At 42.6% G+C, this 16,605-nt stretch carries 16 protein-coding genes; 9 read left to right on the top strand and 7 right to left on the bottom strand.

What is annotated here, in order from left to right:
* Positions 1-63: 63 nt before the first annotated feature.
* From AC19MX_RS06395 to nhaD, 3 genes are all read left to right on the top strand, one after another.
* The gene (locus AC19MX_RS06395; protein ID WP_432399347.1) at positions 64-1,083 is read left to right on the top strand and encodes an aspartate carbamoyltransferase; all 1,020 of its coding nucleotides are present in this window, start codon (positions 64-66) and stop codon (positions 1,081-1,083) included.
* Positions 1,084-1,109: 26 nt separating this feature from the next.
* Positions 1,110-2,396: a glutamate-1-semialdehyde 2,1-aminomutase gene (gene hemL / locus AC19MX_RS06390; RefSeq protein ID WP_498297138.1), complete on the top strand. Its 1,287-nt coding sequence runs from the start codon at positions 1,110-1,112 to the stop codon at positions 2,394-2,396.
* Between the two features lie 322 nt (positions 2,397-2,718).
* Positions 2,719-3,966: a sodium:proton antiporter NhaD gene (gene nhaD, locus AC19MX_RS06385; protein WP_498297136.1), complete on the top strand. Its 1,248-nt coding sequence runs from the start codon at positions 2,719-2,721 to the stop codon at positions 3,964-3,966.
* Between the two features lie 74 nt (positions 3,967-4,040).
* On the opposite strand, the gene AC19MX_RS06380 is transcribed toward nhaD, so the two are convergent.
* Entirely contained in the window at positions 4,041-5,096 is a 1,056-nt protein-coding gene (locus tag AC19MX_RS06380) for a general secretion pathway protein GspB (protein ID WP_498297134.1), read from the bottom strand.
* Positions 5,096-6,745, bottom strand: a complete 1,650-nt coding sequence (locus AC19MX_RS06375; RefSeq protein ID WP_498297133.1) for an ExeA family protein — start codon at positions 6,743-6,745, stop codon at positions 5,096-5,098. The genes AC19MX_RS06380 and AC19MX_RS06375 overlap by 1 nt, the downstream gene beginning before the upstream one ends.
* A 130-nt stretch (positions 6,746-6,875) precedes the next feature.
* Between AC19MX_RS06375 and AC19MX_RS06370 the strand changes: the two genes are divergently transcribed.
* On the top strand, positions 6,876-8,108 hold the full coding sequence (locus tag AC19MX_RS06370; protein WP_498297131.1) for a multifunctional CCA addition/repair protein: 1,233 nt from the start codon (positions 6,876-6,878) through the stop codon (positions 8,106-8,108).
* Between the two features lie 279 nt (positions 8,109-8,387).
* The gene (locus AC19MX_RS06365) at positions 8,388-8,654 is read left to right on the top strand and encodes an Lpp/OprI family alanine-zipper lipoprotein (RefSeq protein WP_124017059.1); all 267 of its coding nucleotides are present in this window, start codon (positions 8,388-8,390) and stop codon (positions 8,652-8,654) included.
* A 436-nt stretch (positions 8,655-9,090) separates the two neighbouring features.
* On the opposite strand, the gene AC19MX_RS06360 is transcribed toward AC19MX_RS06365, so the two are convergent.
* From AC19MX_RS06360 to folB, 4 genes are all read right to left on the bottom strand, one after another.
* Positions 9,091-9,927, bottom strand: coding sequence for a putative RNA methyltransferase (locus AC19MX_RS06360; RefSeq protein ID WP_498297129.1), 837 nt, complete (start codon positions 9,925-9,927; stop codon positions 9,091-9,093).
* Between the two features lie 103 nt (positions 9,928-10,030).
* The gene (locus AC19MX_RS06355; RefSeq protein ID WP_432399354.1) at positions 10,031-10,828 is read right to left on the bottom strand and encodes an undecaprenyl-diphosphate phosphatase; all 798 of its coding nucleotides are present in this window, start codon (positions 10,826-10,828) and stop codon (positions 10,031-10,033) included.
* A 25-nt stretch (positions 10,829-10,853) separates the two neighbouring features.
* Positions 10,854-11,378 carry a 2-amino-4-hydroxy-6-hydroxymethyldihydropteridine diphosphokinase gene (gene folK / locus AC19MX_RS06350; protein WP_498297127.1) on the bottom strand — a complete coding sequence of 175 codons (525 nt, stop codon included), beginning with the start codon at positions 11,376-11,378 and terminating at the stop codon, positions 10,854-10,856.
* Between the two features lie 39 nt (positions 11,379-11,417).
* Entirely contained in the window at positions 11,418-11,771 is a 354-nt protein-coding gene (gene folB, locus AC19MX_RS06345; RefSeq protein ID WP_498297125.1) for a dihydroneopterin aldolase, read from the bottom strand.
* A 266-nt stretch (positions 11,772-12,037) separates the two neighbouring features.
* On the opposite strand from folB, the gene plsY reads away from it, so the two are divergent.
* Entirely contained in the window at positions 12,038-12,667 is a 630-nt protein-coding gene (gene plsY, locus AC19MX_RS06340) for a glycerol-3-phosphate 1-O-acyltransferase PlsY (protein ID WP_498297123.1), read from the top strand.
* 24 nt (positions 12,668-12,691) lie between these two features.
* Here the strand turns inward: plsY and tsaD are convergent, their stop codons facing one another.
* Entirely contained in the window at positions 12,692-13,708 is a 1,017-nt protein-coding gene (gene tsaD, locus AC19MX_RS06335) for a tRNA (adenosine(37)-N6)-threonylcarbamoyltransferase complex transferase subunit TsaD (protein WP_498297121.1), read from the bottom strand.
* 333 nt (positions 13,709-14,041) lie between these two features.
* On the opposite strand from tsaD, the gene rpsU reads away from it, so the two are divergent.
* The 3 genes from rpsU (at position 14,042) to dnaG (ending at position 16,524) form a co-directional block, all read left to right on the top strand.
* The gene (gene rpsU, locus AC19MX_RS06330) at positions 14,042-14,257 is read left to right on the top strand and encodes a 30S ribosomal protein S21 (protein ID WP_006080725.1); all 216 of its coding nucleotides are present in this window, start codon (positions 14,042-14,044) and stop codon (positions 14,255-14,257) included.
* A gap of 7 nt (positions 14,258-14,264) precedes the next feature.
* The gene (locus AC19MX_RS06325; RefSeq protein ID WP_498297120.1) at positions 14,265-14,708 is read left to right on the top strand and encodes a GatB/YqeY domain-containing protein; all 444 of its coding nucleotides are present in this window, start codon (positions 14,265-14,267) and stop codon (positions 14,706-14,708) included.
* A gap of 88 nt (positions 14,709-14,796) precedes the next feature.
* The gene (gene dnaG, locus AC19MX_RS06320; protein ID WP_498297118.1) at positions 14,797-16,524 is read left to right on the top strand and encodes a DNA primase; all 1,728 of its coding nucleotides are present in this window, start codon (positions 14,797-14,799) and stop codon (positions 16,522-16,524) included.
* The last annotated feature ends 81 nt before the right edge of the window (positions 16,525-16,605 follow it).

Genomic DNA, 16,605 nt, shown 5'->3' with positions numbered 1-16,605 from the left:
ATAACGGTAAAATAGCACGCTGTTTTGGTGACTATTTTACCCTACACTCTGGAAATCAGGCTGATGATGCAGTTCGAAGGTTCACATATCCTTTCCGTAAGCCAGTTAGATCTGGATTCAATAAACACTATTTTTAACGTCGCTAATAAAATGACCCCTTACGCATTGCGTGAAAAACGCACCAAGGTGTTAGAGGGCGCTATTTTAGGTAACCTGTTTTTTGAACCTAGTACCCGTACTCGCGTCAGCTTTGGCTGTGCATTTAATTTACTGGGTGGCCATGTTCGTGAAACCACCGGAATGGCATCGTCGTCATTATCAAAAGGCGAATCGCTCTATGATACCGCCAGAGTGCTGTCGACTTATTCTGATGTGATTGCCATGCGCCATCCCGATGCTTATTCAGTTAAAGAGTTCGCAGAAGGCAGCCGAGTGCCAGTCATTAATGGTGGCGACGGTCCAAATGAGCACCCTACTCAAGCCTTGCTTGACTTGTTTACCATTAAAAAAGAGCTCAGCCACGCAGGTATGGGCATCGACGGTATGCACATTGCAATGGTAGGTGATTTAAAATATGGCCGTACAGTTCACTCTTTATCGCGCTTACTTTGTATGCATAAAGACATTAAGTTCACATTGATTTCACCCAGTGAGCTAGCAATGCCTGACTATGTGATCGCCGACATTGAAAATGCTGGCCATAAGATCACAATAACAGAGCAACTTGAAGGTAATTTACATCATGCCGACATTTTGTATTTGACCCGCATTCAAGAAGAGCGTTTTCCGTCACAAGAAGAAGCGAACAAGTATCGCGGCAAATTTCGCTTAAATCACAATATTTACACGCAGCATTGCAAGTCCAATACTGTGATTATGCACCCGTTACCACGAGATTCGCGCGCACAAGCAAACGAGCTCGACAATGATTTAAACAGCCATCCAAGTTTGGCTATTTTTAGACAAGCCGACAACGGCTTACTTATCCGTATGGCACTCTTTGCATTAACACTTGGAGTTGAAAATCAACTCGAAAAGTATGAGTGCCCAGTAAACTGGTATTCACGTAAAGCCGATAGATAATTGGCACACTATATTAAGGATTAGACATGACCCGTTCCGAAGTATTATTTGAACAGGCTAAAAAGACCATTCCAGGTGGCGTTAACTCACCCGTTCGTGCCTTTAATGGTGTTGGTGGTTCGCCGTTATTTATCGAAAAAGCTGATGGTGCTTATATATTCGATGCTGACGGTAAAAAATATATCGACTACGTTGGTTCATGGGGACCGATGATTTTAGGCCATAATCACCCTAAAATTCGTCAAGCTGTATTAACGGCTGTAGAAAATGGTTTGTCATTTGGTGCACCAACTGAATTAGAAGTCAGAATGGCTGAAAAAGTCATCTCGATGGTGCCATCAATGGAGCAGGTCCGTATGGTGAGCTCAGGTACTGAAGCGACCATGAGCGCCATTCGTTTAGCCCGCGGCTTTACTAATCGCGACAACATTTTAAAGTTTGAAGGTTGTTACCACGGCCATGCAGACTGTTTGTTAGTTAAAGCAGGTTCTGGTGCATTAACGCTTGGTCAGCCAAGCTCGCCTGGTATCCCTGAAGACTTTGCTAAACACACGTTAACAGCAACGTACAACGACCTTGATTCTGTACGTGCTATTTTCGAACAACACCCAGACGATATCGCTTGTATCATCCTTGAGCCTGTTGCTGGCAACATGAACTGCATTCCACCTGTAGACGGTTTCTTACAAGGCCTACGTGCGATTTGTGATGAATTCAGTGCGTTACTCATCATCGATGAAGTCATGACAGGTTTCCGTGTGTCTATGAGCGGTGCACAAGGCTTCTATGGCGTAACGCCAGACTTAACGACACTAGGTAAAGTGATTGGCGGCGGCATGCCTGTCGGTGCTTTTGGTGGCCGTAAAGACGTCATGCAATATATTGCTCCAACGGGTCCAGTTTACCAAGCGGGTACTTTATCGGGTAACCCAATTGCAATGACTGCAGGTTTAGCGCAACTGGAAGCATTATGTGAGCCTGGTTTATATGAGGCGCTTGCCGATAAAACCAAACGTGTTGCACAAGGCTTTAAAGCGGCTGCAGACAAGCACGGTATTCCGTTAAGCATTACTTATGCTGGCGGCATGTTTGGTTTCTTCTTTACTGAAGACACGGCACCAATGACCTCGTTTGCTCAAGTCACTCAATGTAACATGGAGCATTTCCGTCATTTTTACCATGCAATGTTAGATGAAGGCGTATATTTAGCGCCTAGCGCTTATGAAGCAGGCTTCTTATCTATGGCTCATGGCGATGAAGAAATTGAATACACATTAGCCGCTGTTGACCGTATTTTTGCTGCTATGAAGTAAATCATGCTAAGGCTTAACGCCATTTTACGTTAAGCGCATAGTTGATAACAAAAATAGGATAAACAACTAAGTTGTTTATCCTATTTTTATTTGTGTTAACAAATTCCTATCCCCTTTTCCCGTGTTCATTATTTTATCCACGACTTTGGTCGATAATTTACGAAAAAAACTGTGATCTATATTGCGAAAACGCCCGTGGTGTGATGTGATCGCACCGCCAAAAATAAGCTTAATTGAACCTTAAAACACGGTTTGTATTAAGTGAGCAGAAATTCACGGTAATGAGCTTAATTACCTACAACACAAAGTTGGAATTGCAGTCATGCTACATACCTTTCTTATCTCGCTTGCGGTGCTTGCACTGTTAAGTATCGTGCTCGAAGAAGTTACCCATATTAATAAAGCAAAAACCACCTTGTTCCTTGGCTGCGTTGCCTGGATCACCCTCTTTATGGCCTCTGGTAGTCCAGAAAACAGTAAATTGGTAGGTGAAGAACTCAATGAAAACTTATTAGAAATTGCCACGCTGTGGTTGTTTTTAATGTCGACCATGACCTTTGTCGCATACCTTAATGCTAAGGGTATGATCCAGGTATTAGTGCAGAAAATCTTCCCACAACAAGTGTCAGTGCGCATGCTGATGTTGCAAGTGGGTATGTTTTCGTTGGTGCTATCAACCTTTTGTGACAACGTAACTGCCACCTTAGTGTCTTTGGGATTGCTCACCACGTTCAATTTAGACAGCCAAATGCGTCGCCGTATGGCAGTGTTGATTATTTTTGCGGTTAACTCTGGTGGTGTTGCACTTATTACTGGTGATGTGACGACATTAATGATTTTCTTAGCCGGCAAAGTGCATATCTCTGAGTTACTGATTTTGTTCATACCTGCAGGGATAAGTGTTGGTTTACTGGCGGTATTATTTTCACTTAAAGCCGAAGGCCGTGTGAGTACCACACCTGTTGAACAAAATTACAATACGGTCGATATCGTTATTGGCTGCATTTTCTTCGCGACCATTATTTTAACCATGGTACTTAACGTATTGTTTGGTATTCCACCAGTATTAACCTTCTTATTCGGTTTGTCAGTGATGTTCTTAGTGGGCCGCACGAACAAGAGTAATAGCGAAGAAGTACAGGTACTTGAATACATACGTCAGGTTGAATTTGATACCTTATTATTCTTCCTAGGGATCTTATTATTGGTCGGCATGCTGAAAGAAATTGGCACACTTAACCTGCTAACCGATGTGTACGGAATGTATAATCCAAGTATTTCTAACTTCTTTACAGGTATGGGCTCAGCACTATTAGACAACGTGCCATTAACGGCGGCGTTATTAAAAGCCGATCCTGTGTTAACCACGGCGCAGTGGTTAAGCTTAACCTACGCTGTCGGAGTCGGTGGGTCATTACTTATCATCGGTTCTGCGTCGGGTATTATCGCCATGAGCAAAGTAGAAGAGCTGACATTTGTAAGCTACTTAAAATATGTACCAGCATTACTATTATGTTATTGCATAGGTTATGGCTTAACTTTGTTTTTAGCTAACCATATTCACGGCTAAAGCTCATCTATAATACTCACCAACAACAAAGGCGCATGATGCGCCTTTGTTATTTTTAGCCAACGTGATACCGATTAGATAGCTGGCACTCTAAATTGCTCGCCATTAATATCCAGTACGATATCACGAGGACGAATTTCAATAATCGTCAGTTTATTTTGAATCATGTCCCCCTGTTGTAACTCGACACCATCGACATTTAACCAACGGTTATTGGGCTCCGATGAATACACATGCGCATTAATAGTAAACTCAGGTACTTGTAACTGCACACTCGCAGGTAAGTCGCCATACTTAGGGATCTGTTGATTACTCGATTTTGGGATAGGATCAAGCTTTGGCTCTGTCACTTGTTGATTAACTGATTGTTCAAACTCAACATCTTTAAGTGCAACTTCAAACGCTGCCAGTAAGTTATTACGCTCATCGACTGAAGGGGCTTTAACCGAAGCAAAGTCGACTTCTTGGGCTGCAGTATTAACCTGCATTCGTAACGCCTCAAGTTCGGCTAATCCTCGTCTGTTAGCATTGGCGCCTAATATTATTTGCTCTTGCTGACGAGCCTGTTGCTGTCGATCTTGAAGCTGCTGCAACTCACGATTAGCGACATCATTGTCATTAAAACGATTATCTTGATTGTCATTTGATGCCACAGTGTTTGGCTGTGAATAAGACTCTGCTACCTCAGTATCATTAACATAACCATTATTGTTATTAGCATACGGTGATGCCGCTGATGCGTTAGAGAATTGATTAAATGGTTTGGCTATCGGCAGCGCCACTTTACCCGCTAAACGGATCTGGTCATTGGTTTGAGAAGCTGCGTCATTATTGTTGTTCACTGATGTGGACTTAATGATTGGAGCCCCTGGCTGACTCACTCCCAGAGTTTTTTCAGGTTCAACCTGTACATCAACCTTTGATAGAGGTGGTGACGGTACTAACAACACGCTCATCCCCCACGCAGCACCTATACCTAATATTATTGCACCTGCAAGTAAACTGTATGGATTCAACTTCCTCGCAGGGCGTGATGGCGAGGAATAATGAGCGCCAGGTGTAGACATTAAGTCTGCTACATCGACTTGCTGCTGTTTATTACGATTAACAGCATCTAATAAAATAGACATTAACGGCGTACCTCGGCGGCTGCTAACCTTGGACCTTGCTGACTCAAATATAAATTAAGTTGTATCAGTGTTTGGCTGCCGGCAATGCCATCTGGCTTTAATCCATGCTGACGCTGAAATTGCATTAATTGCTGCTCTAAATCACTGTCAAACTGAATTAATAAACGAGCTCGACGCTGATCCACCATGGCTAAACTATTTTCAAGCCATTGCACTTGCGCCAAACTTGAAGACTGACCAATCTCACGAGGCAACACACTGTCGGGTTGCCATAAAATTTCAAACGTGCCGCTAAAGTGTCGGTCAAACCAATCTTTATTTACCCAAAACTGCTGCTCGCCTAGTTGCAATAAAATCTGTTCAGCTTGACGCTCAACAATCACTCCGTAAAACACATTGGCTTGTGCATCTTGCAGGTAAACAACCGCGGGATAATTTAAGCGCATAATACTGTGCCAATTACCTTGCTGTTGATAACAGGCTAACTCTTGCTGTTGAGCAGCCTGGCAAGCAGATAACCCCGTAATGGGCTGCTTATTCCATAAACCAAATAAACCGGCAAATGCATTATCGATACTGCTGCTTTGTAACATCGCCTGACGTAAAATTTGCTGCTCTGCATTAACCGCAGGCAGGGTTTGTACTGGCTGCTGTACTACTGCTGCTGGCCGCGTATTGTCGATACCAGATGTAGCGACATTGGCAGAAACAGGAGGCAATATTGCCGCTGTATTGATGTTTTCATCAATGGCAGAGCGATTAAATAAGTAAAAAGATAAACCAAATGCCAACACAAGCGCCGCGGCAGCAACAAATGGCCAACGTTTATCAGCAGAGACGTCAATATCACCTAGCACTTCAATCGCCGCTTGATTAACCATTTTGTGATCAATCGGTACTTTCGCCTGGCCATATCCCGCCATTAATGCACGTTCGCACAATAAATTGGTTAAACGCGGGATACCGCCAGAATGTTTATGTAATGCAGCTATCGCTTTGCGCGTAAATAACGGCTCATGGCGGCCTGCCACTTGTAATCGATGCAATACGTATAATCCGATCTCATCTTTATTCAGTGGTAATAAATGATAGCGAGCAGTAATACGCTGTGCTAATTGACGTAAATCTTGGCGTTTCAGTAATTGTTGTAATTCAGGCTGCCCAATCAAAATCACTTGCAGCAGCTTTTTAGTATTGGTTTCTAAATTCGTTAATAAACGCAGTTGCTCTAATACTTCGGAGCGTAAGTGCTGCGCTTCATCAATAATCAATACCGTGTTGCGTCCGTTTTTATGATTATTAAGCAAATACATACTAATCAAATCTGTAAGCTGCTTTAACGTAGGGTTGTCGCCATAGATAATTTCCAGCTCGTCACATAATGTGGCTAACAGCTCTAGCTCGGTCAAAGAAGGGTTAAGAATAAAAGCGGTGTCTGTGTTGTCGGGTATTTGTTGCAACAAACAACGCGACACGGTGGTTTTTCCGGTACCGACTTCGCCGGTTAACAATACAAACCCACCGGTTTCACCCAGGCCATAAGTTAAGTGAGCCAACGCTTCACGATGACGGTCGCTTAAGAACATATAATGAGGGTTAGGCGCAATTGAAAACGGATTATCATTTAATCCATAGAAGGCTTTATACATTCGACCAAAAATCCTTATTTGAAACTGACGGCTCACGTTAATGCTTGTGTGTTTGCTTGTCAAAAGTTAGCCGTAAAAATCTAACTCTGATAATATTTAAGCCACTTATTATTACACGTTGTGGTACGCCATGAAGATTTATTTAGTCGGCGGGGCCGTGCGCGACACCCTTCTTAATCAAACTGTTGTTGATAAAGATTACGTGGTGGTCGGTAGCAGTGTCGAAGAAATGCTAGAACAGGGTTATCAACAAGTCGGCAAAGACTTTCCTGTATTTTTACACCCCAAAACTCAACAAGAATATGCCTTAGCCAGAACGGAGCGAAAAACCGGTAATGGTTACCAGGGGTTTAGTTGCGATGCCAACAAACAAGTGACCCTTGAAGAAGACTTATTGCGCCGAGACTTAACCATTAATGCCATCGCGCAAGACGAGCAAGGCACATTGTATGACCCTTACCAGGGCATAGCAGACATTGAGGCTAAAACCTTACGCCATGTGTCACAGGCATTTGTCGAAGATCCACTTCGTGTTTTGCGCGTTGCACGTTTTGCTGCTCGATTTCATCATTTAGGCTTTACTGTCGCGCCAGAAACTATGCAGTTAATGACCGATATTGCTAATAGTGGCGAACTCGAACATCTTACACCAGAGCGTGTATGGCAAGAATGCGACAAAGCTTTAGGCAGCCAAAGTCCGCAGATATTTTTTGAGGTACTAAAACAATGCCAGGCCCTTGTGGTGTTATTTCCTGAAATAGATGCATTATTTGGCGTACCACAACCTGAAAAATGGCATCCCGAAATCGACAGCGGAATTCATACGCTAATGGTATTAGAGCAGACAAGTTTATTAAGTCGTAACAAAGCGGTCCGTTTTGCAGCGCTAGTGCATGATTTAGGTAAAGCCCTTACCCCAAAGCAAGACTGGCCGAAACATTATGGCCATGGGCAAAAAGGCTTACCTGCCATTAAAAAGTTATGCGCCCGTATCAAAGTGCCAAATGACTATCGTGATTTAGCACTATTAGTGAGCGACCAACACCAAAATATTCATAATGCCTTTGAACTTAGAGCAGAGACTATCGTCAAATTGTTTGATAAAGCAGATTTTTGGCGAAAACCACAACGTCTCACCGATTTATTACTATGTTGCCACGGTGACATAAGAGGCCGCACTGGGTTTGAACACGCTTTATATCCGCAAGCAGAATATTTACAGCAATGTTATCAGCTCGCAACGCAGGTAGATGTTCAGTCAATTATTGCGGAGGGCCATCAAGGTGCACAAATAAAAAACCAATTACAGCTTAAACGCATTCAACGTGTTAATGACTTTAAATTACAATTGGTTAAAATCTAACAATTATGCTACAAAAGAGTGTCGGAACGTTTATGATAAAAAGCGAAAAAATGCAATTTTTAGCAGTGAATAAGCAATAAATCACTAAGATTTATATAAAATCGATAAATAAATGTCCTTTTAAGCTTGTAGACTTGCAATTTTCATTTATTTCGCTATTTTAAGTAAATATTCTTTTGTTTGCCTATAGCAAATAAAAAAAACTGTGACATAATTACGCCGTTGCAAAGGCACACGCCGTTGCACTATTTAACAACCTATATATTAAGGGATTTACCCATGAACAAGAAAGTACTGATGATTGCTGGTGTTGCGATGACTGCTTTATTAGGTGGTTGTGCTAACACTACTGCTTTAGAAGAAAGCGTAGCAAACCTAGGTAACAAAGTTGATCAACTATCAGCAGAAGTTGGTTCTTTAAAGTCTGAGCAAAGCAAGCTATCTGCCGATGTTAAAGGCGCTAAAGCTGCTTCTATGGACGCACAAGCCGAAGCTAAACGTGCTAACGACCGTTTAGACAACATGGCTTCTTCTTACAAAAAGTAAGAATTGCTATTAAAAATTAGCTTATATTAATAGGTTGATTATTAGGGCTTGATTGTTGATTTACTACCTAGGTAGCTTTCAACGTCAAGCCTTAATTATTTGTGCAATATAAAGAATTAAGCAGTATCAAGCAGTAAATCTAAACACCTCCGACAACTCTACATCCCCTACCAATCCACACCCGTTCAGTCAGTATTTCCCCAATGTATTTTCAACCAGTTAATCTTTCTAAACAATTCTATAGAAATCTGACTATCCGCGATTAATTCGTAGTCTATGACCGCTCTCATATCAGGCTACTATCATATCAGGCCGCGAAGCGCTTTAGCCCTTAATCATTCCGCATTAATAAGTGATGACTCAGCGAGAGTTTAAAAGGGCTTAAATAAGGCATATGAATGAATGTTTGTTATCACTTGTCATCAGGTTATGACTTTTATAAGCGCTTCTTGAGCGTAATGATCTGCCAATCAAACTCAAGTTCAGATATCGCAGTCGCTTTGATTTGGTGCTTTAACTCATCATTAGCCCGCCAGCCAAATACCGACATTTCTAACAACGTGAGCGCTTGCTCGCCTGTTACAGATTGAGTAAAACTCACTTGCTGCTGTGATTCAATTTCAAGCTCATTCGGTAAATTAAGCTGTAGCGGCTTTTCGACCAAATCTGGATACACTTGTTGCTTAATTTGCCACAGATGGCGCACGCCGGGCTGTAACATCAAAATTCGGCCATCATCCTTTAATATTCTAATACACTCTTTGCCTTTTAAGAGTGAATCGAACACGGTAATGACATCCATTGATTGAGTCGCAAAAGGCAGCTTTTTCAGCGCGGCTAAAATTAATTTTGCTGGGGTTTGCGCTTTAGCAGCTGCAAATATTGCATTCTCGGCGTCAGTAACCCCCCAATGTTCACACGCAACACCAGCCTCTACAACGGCAGGCACTAGCTGGCGTAAGTAATAGCCGTCGGCACACTGGTAGTCAAGATGCTCAAAAGCCTGCTCACTGGTGGCATTTAATACGCTTAACAACGCTGTTTGTAATTGGGTAATAAGCGGTGTGAATAGCCCTGACTCCAATAAAAAATGACGACCGCGCATTTGCTGACGCGACAACACTTGAGGTTTAGTTTTGGTATTACTCAGTAACGGCCAATAACCTTGCGCATGTTTATCAAAATGGTGTTTATTGTCACAATAAAAACCCATTGAAGCTTGATGTTGATTTATCGGTGCAGCGCACACTGGGCATAATAGCGGTAGAGTCATCGTAAACCTTAACTCGAGATAACAAACAGTTACCCATAATGAAAACAAAAAACGGGTATTGCTACCCGTTTATAAAGTGTGTAATTAATTTTTAGCCATCGTCTTAAAGATAGAGCATACCAAGCAATAAGCCGCCTAATAATAAACGGTAAATCACAAATGGGGTCATGCCGATTTTGCTAATAAACTTTAAAAAGTAATGAATGCACAAGTATGCGGCAATAAACGACACCACAATACCTAACCCAAGTGCTTGATAATCAATAGCCGCAGGGCTTTCAACTAAATCTTTAGTGACCAGTAAGGCCGCACCAAAGCTCACAGGTATCGACATTAAAAACGAGAAACGCGCCGCAGCTTCGCGGGTTAACCCCAGCATTAACGCTGCAGTCATTGTTGCACCAGAACGTGATGTTCCGGGGATCAGTGCCATCGCTTGAGCTAAACCGATAAGCAGAGCTTTTTTCCAGCCCATTTGAAACTCGTTTAATTGCGCTTTTGACATGCGGTCAGCCAACCACAGTAATAAACCAAATACGATGGTCGTAATGGCAATCACTAAGGTATTTCTGAAATGGGTTTCAATAAATTCTTTCGCCGTAAAACCGACGATTACGGCGGGGATCGTCGCTAAAATTATCCACCAAGCCAATTTACTCTCCTGGCTTTGCTTACCCGTAAAACTACTAAACCATGATGTAGTTAAGGTCACAATGTCATGGCGAAAGTAAATCACTACCGCAAATAACGAGCCTGTATTGACCGCAACATCAAATGAAAGCCCTTGATCTGACCAGCCAAAAAGCTGTGAGGGTAAAATTAAATGCGCCGAGCTAGAAATGGGTAAAAACTCAGTAAGACCTTGAATTAATGCCAGCAAAATAACTTGAAACGTGTCCATATTTTTCCTTGTAGGGAGTCACTTTTTAGAGGGTTGATAACGTAATGTTTAGTTGTAATTCTGCTGGAAAATCAAACGCGATAGGCCACAGACTTTGACAGTGTTTGTCATATGCTTGCCAAAGAGAATGATAATTTTTGTGCACAACCGGGTGATTCAAATCTGGCGCTATTTCAGCTAATGGCCACAATACAAAGGCATTAAATAAGATTTCACCTCGCGGGAGCTCAACTGGCAAGTTGCATATTGTGTCATCGTATAGCAGTAAATCAATATCTAAGCTTCGCGGACTAAACTTCTTCTCGCTTTTAATGCGGCCATTGGCCTGTTCAATCTGTTTAAACGTTGCGACCACATCTGCAATGCTCAAATCTGTATCTGCAGCGGCAACCATGTTTAAAAAATTGGTGCCTTTAAAACCGACAGCTTCGCTTTCAAATACTCGCGATAACTGTAAAGCGCCAAAATACTGCTGCAAGTCAAGCAAGCCGGCTTTAAGGTGTTGCTCAGGAGAGATATTGGTCCCTAAGCTGATATAAATACGTGCCATTGACTAACCCAAATGCTAATACGGTAAAAAGAAAAACACTTATATACGTCCACGTTCAATCTCAACGCCGACGGAAGCGGCATGTGGGACAGCACCAGGCTTCATCACCACCACTTTAACCCAAGGTACGTTAAACTCATCTTGTAAGCACTGTGCAATCATTTCGGCAACGGTTTCGATTAATTCAATTGGCTTTTCAGTGATTAACGCTGTTAGGCGATTAGATACGGTTTCATAACATAACGCATGTTCGTACTCGTCACTGGCAGCGGCAAGACGATTGTCCCACGCCATATCTAAATCAATTAGCAAAGTTTGGTGAAGCTTTTTTTCCCATTCATAAATACCGATTACGGTATCTATGGCTAACTGACGTATAAGCACTTTATCCATGCAACTATCCACCTTAAAGACTTAAAAAGACCCGGAGATCATCCTAATCAAACTTTATTACCGATTATATGCTTAATAATACACATTTGGTCTTTTTCCTAATGAATTAAAACAGTAGGATAAGCGCTGTTGTGCAATTAACATCATTTGAATCAACTCATCTGAACCAACAATGTTAACGTGAAGACAGTGTCAGTGGATACTGAAAAATATCTGCCTTGCAAACGAATGCGCGATGATACCCTAAGAAGAGTAAGGAAACCAATTTGAACACCGTTATTGTCACAATATTGATGATCATCGCCGCGTACCTAGCAGGCTCGATCTCAAGTGCCGTATTGGTTTGTAAAATAAGAGGTTTACCCGACCCTAGAACCAGCGGATCAGGCAATCCAGGTGCCACAAACGTATTGCGGATCGGCGGAGTGAGCTCTGCAATTTTAGTCCTCTTTTTCGATATGCTCAAAGGTGCACTGCCCTCTTACCTGGGCTATAAAATAGGTCTTGATGCCGCATCACTCGGATTTATTGCAGTAAGTGCCTGTCTTGGTCACATATTCCCGCTGTTTTTTGGCTTTAAAGGCGGTAAAGGTGTAGCAACCGCATTTGGGGCAATGGCACCTATTGGTGGCGATTTAGCCTTGTGCCTAATCGTTACCTGGATTGTGTTTGTGCTTATTACGCGTTACTCATCGGTTGCGGCCATGGCAGCAGCAACACTCGCGCCTTTTTATACCTGGTGGTTAGATGATAGATTTATTCTGCCTGTTGCGATGCTTTCTACGTTGATTTTAATTCGTCACAAAGACAACATCGGCCGCTTACGTATTGGTGAAGAAAGTAAAGTTTCTCGAAAAAGATCCATAAAAAAACCTAACTCATCTAAAAAAAGTTAGGTCTTCGTGACTCACTGTTAACGCTTAATCTACCGCTGGCAATGTGTCTAAAGGCCAACGAGGTTGCCCTTTAACAGACAAAGGTTCAGTCTGCCCAGCACGTAAACGCTGCAATCCGGCATAAGCAATCATCGCACCGTTATCGGTACAAAACTCACCGCGTGGGTAATATACTTTACCGCCTAAATTGGTCATCATTTCAGCTAATGACTCTCGTAAACGCGTATTTGCGCTCACGCCGCCGGCTATCACTAACCGCTTATAACCCGTTTGTTTTAGAGCACGCTTGCATTTAATGGCCAATGTATCGACAACGGCCTCTTCAAATGCGCGAGCAATGTTTGCCCGGGTTTGATGATCGTTAGGCTCCGCTGCAATCGTGTTCGCGGTAAAGGTTTTTAAACCAGAAAAGCTGAAATCTAATCCCGGTCTATCTGTCATTGGTCGTGGGAATTTATACCCGGCAGGCACACCTTGTTGCGCTAATTTAGCTAAGCGTGGTCCGCCTGGATAATCCAGTCCCATCAACTTAGCCGTTTTATCAAAAGCTTCACCAGCAGCGTCATCAACCGACTCACCTAATACTTGATAACGACCAATACCCTCAACTTGCACCAACATAGAATGACCGCCTGACACTAACAATGCGATAAACGGAAATTCTGGCACATCATCTTCTAACATAGGCGCCAATAAATGGCCTTCCATGTGATGTACACCCACGGCAGGTTTATTCCACGCATAAGCTAAAGAGCGACCTACACATGCCCCCACAAGCAATGCACCAATCAACCCAGGGCCTTTGGTGTATGCCACGCCATCAATGTCATCTAAACTTGAATTTGCTTGTGCTAGAGCCTGCTTAATCAAAGGCACAATTTTACGTACATGATCACGAGATGCGAGCTCAGGCACCACACCACCATAATCGGCGTGCAATTTAACTTGGCTGTATAACACATGCGACATTAAGCCTAATTTATCGTCATACACTGCAATACCAGTTTCATCACAGGATGTCTCTATACCAATAACCCGCATAATCTCTCGTCTTCATCAAAAATATGGCCGCCAATTCTACCCGTGTCGAGGTAAATACTCCAATGTTTCAGTATTTAACCTGCAAGAGATTTGATTAAATTCCGCTAACATATTAAAAATGAGTGCCTTACACCAAACGCAAAGAGAAAATCAATCAGGGGTTTACAAATGGTCGCTGCTCGGTGTAAAATTCCGCACCATTTTAAATAGCCTTTGGATTGAGTTGAGACACTGCTGTTTAATGTGCTGGCATTTGTTTTTAAACTCATGACAGACAGTGTTGAACTGTAGACTTAGCCAACCAACATAACTACACCTAAGGGGTGATGGCGTATGCCAATTATTAAAGTACGTGAAAACGAACCATTCGACGTAGCTCTTCGTCGTTTCAAGCGCTCTTGTGAAAAAGCTGGTATTTTAGCTGACGTGCGTGCTCGTGAATTCTACGAGAAGCCAACAACTGCTCGTAAGCGTGCAAAAGCTGCTGCAGTTAAGCGTTTAGCTAAAAAGCTTTCTCGCGAAAACGCACGTCGCGTACGTTTATATTAATCTCATTATGAACTTAACCGATCAGCTAAAAGACCAAATGAAAGACGCCATGCGTGCTAAAGAAAAAGTGCGCTTGGGGACAATTCGTATGGCACTTGCCGCCATTAAACAGATTGAAGTGGATACCCGCGAAACTCTGACTGATGAACAAGCGATAGCTGTATTAACCAAAATGGTCAAACAACGTCGCGACTCTATTGTTCAATATGAAGCAGCAGGTCGTCCGGAGTTAGCAGCAGTTGAGGCAGAAGAGATTCAAGTTATTGAAACTTTTTTACCGAAACAACTTACAGAAGATGAAGTCGCAACGATTATCGATGCAACTATCGCGGAAGTCGGTGCTGCAACCATGGCGGATATGGGTAAAGTAATGGGAGCATTAAAATCGAAAGTTCAAGGCCGTGCAGATTTAGGTGCCATTGGTACCATGATACGCGCTAAATTGAAGTAATCGCTTTTTAATGTTGAATAAGCCGTGCACTTGCACGGCTTGTTTGTTTAAATCAGTTGATAAAGTAAATTCGAGAACATAGCAATCAATGGCGATACCTCGTGATTTTATCAATGAGCTTATAGCTCGCATTGACATAGTCGATCTTATTGATCGCAAAGTTCCTTTGAAAAAAGCCGGTAAAAATCATTCGGCTTGTTGTCCTTTTCATAGTGAAAAATCACCCTCTTTTACCGTCAGCAGAGACAAACAATTTTATCATTGTTTCGGATGTGGCGCCCACGGCAATGCAATTGACTTTGTCATGGAGTACGATCGTCTCGAATTTGTTGATGCCATTGAAGAACTTGCCGGTCAACTCGGAATCCCAGTACCTAGAGAACAAGGTACAGGAAAAAGACCCGACCAAGGATTAAGCCGCGATTTATATGAACTGATGGAAGAAGCAAATCTTTTTTATCAGAGTCAATTACGGCAACACACAGATAAACAAAAAGTGGTTGATTACCTCGCATTTCGTGGTCTATCCGACGAGGTAGTTGAACAATTTGGTATTGGCTTTGCGCCAGACGGCTGGGACGGTTTACTGGGCCGTTATCGCCAAAACCAAGCAGCACAAGATAAATTGCTTACAGCAGGCATGCTAATCGCTAACGATAACGGCAAACGTTATGACCGTTTTCGCGACAGATTGATGTTCCCGATCCGTGATCGTAGAGGTCGCGTAGTCGGATTTGGAGGAAGAGTTTTGGGCGACGGCACCCCAAAGTACTTGAATTCTCCAGAAACGCCCATATTTCATAAGGGTAATGAGCTTTATGGTTTGTATGAGCTCAAACAAAAACATCGCGACCCACAACATGTATTAATTGTAGAAGGATACATGGATGTCGTTGCCCTGGCACAATTTGGGGTAGATTACGCAGTAGCGTCATTAGGCACTTCAACCACAGCTGAACAATTTCAACTGCTAGTGCGTAGTGCAAAACAAGTCATTTGTTGTTACGACGGTGACCGAGCTGGACGAGAAGCCGCATGGCGTGCACTCGAAACAGCTTTGCCACTACTGAAACCCGGTGACCAAGTTAAATTTATGTTTTTGCCACAAGGCGAAGACCCTGACACCATGGTCAGAAAAGTTGGCAAAGACGCATTTGAAGCATTAATGCAAAAAGCCATGTTATTACCAGAGTTTTTGTTTGATACATTAAGTAGCAACCATGGCTCCGATAAAGGGGCATTAGCCAAGCAAGCCATTGCGCTAATTGAAAAGGTACAAGATACCGTCCTACAGAATTTGTTGTTAGAAAACCTAGCACACAAGTTGGGCATGAACAGTGCCGATGATTTAAAGAAAAAACTCGGTTTTGCTGTTAACAAAGTAAAACCACTCAATGCAAAAGGCTTACAAGGCCGTGGTACACCATTAAGGTTAGCCATTGCCCTACTGGTTCAAAACCCTAGCCTCGGCTTTGGTTTAGCCATTCAGCCTGCATTAGAGCGACTGCAAATGCCCGGTATCGCATTACTAGGACACTTGCTAGACATGACTCGAGAGCAATCGTTAAACAGCGCACAACTACTTGAACTGCATAGAGAGCATGAACAAAAAAGCACTCTAACAAAGTTAGCCCACTGGGATCATCAAGTGGCGGATGAAAACGTATTGCCAGAGTTTAAACAAACCTTGATATGGTTGAACAATCAATATATTGAACAACTATACCAAGAGCTAAGCCTTAAACAGACTTTAACGAAAGTTGAAAAAGTTCAGCTAACAAAGTTAGTTGCGATAATGAAAGGCATTGCAAAATAATACGCAATTATTGATGAATAATCTGCGTACAAAACGGTGCCACGGACTAGCTAAGATTAGTCTGCACAGTTATAATTGACG

Source organism: Shewanella sp. MF05956 (assembly GCF_059758055.1).
This window is presented reverse-complemented; position numbering and strand designations above follow the sequence as displayed.

Excerpts from the sequence above, each read along its gene's own strand:
- AC19MX_RS06395 (WP_432399347.1), top strand. The coding sequence starts at position 64 with ATGATGCAGTTCGAAGGTTCACATATCCTTTCCGTAAGCCAGTTAGAT.
- hemL (WP_498297138.1), top strand. The coding sequence starts at position 1,110 with ATGACCCGTTCCGAAGTATTATTTGAACAGGCTAAAAAGACCATTCCA.
- nhaD (WP_498297136.1), top strand. The coding sequence starts at position 2,719 with ATGCTACATACCTTTCTTATCTCGCTTGCGGTGCTTGCACTGTTAAGT.
- AC19MX_RS06380 (WP_498297134.1), bottom strand. The coding sequence starts at position 5,096 with ATGTCTATTTTATTAGATGCTGTTAATCGTAATAAACAGCAGCAAGTC.
- AC19MX_RS06375 (WP_498297133.1), bottom strand. The coding sequence starts at position 6,745 with ATGTATAAAGCCTTCTATGGATTAAATGATAATCCGTTTTCAATTGCG.
- AC19MX_RS06370 (WP_498297131.1), top strand. The coding sequence starts at position 6,876 with ATGAAGATTTATTTAGTCGGCGGGGCCGTGCGCGACACCCTTCTTAAT.
- AC19MX_RS06365 (WP_124017059.1), top strand. The coding sequence starts at position 8,388 with ATGAACAAGAAAGTACTGATGATTGCTGGTGTTGCGATGACTGCTTTA.
- AC19MX_RS06360 (WP_498297129.1), bottom strand. The coding sequence starts at position 9,927 with ATGACTCTACCGCTATTATGCCCAGTGTGCGCTGCACCGATAAATCAA.
- AC19MX_RS06355 (WP_432399354.1), bottom strand. The coding sequence starts at position 10,828 with ATGGACACGTTTCAAGTTATTTTGCTGGCATTAATTCAAGGTCTTACT.
- folK (WP_498297127.1), bottom strand. The coding sequence starts at position 11,378 with ATGGCACGTATTTATATCAGCTTAGGGACCAATATCTCTCCTGAGCAA.
- folB (WP_498297125.1), bottom strand. The coding sequence starts at position 11,771 with ATGGATAAAGTGCTTATACGTCAGTTAGCCATAGATACCGTAATCGGT.
- tsaD (WP_498297121.1), bottom strand. The coding sequence starts at position 13,708 with ATGCGGGTTATTGGTATAGAGACATCCTGTGATGAAACTGGTATTGCA.
- rpsU (WP_006080725.1), top strand. The coding sequence starts at position 14,042 with ATGCCAATTATTAAAGTACGTGAAAACGAACCATTCGACGTAGCTCTT.
- AC19MX_RS06325 (WP_498297120.1), top strand. The coding sequence starts at position 14,265 with ATGAACTTAACCGATCAGCTAAAAGACCAAATGAAAGACGCCATGCGT.
- dnaG (WP_498297118.1), top strand. The coding sequence starts at position 14,797 with ATGGCGATACCTCGTGATTTTATCAATGAGCTTATAGCTCGCATTGAC.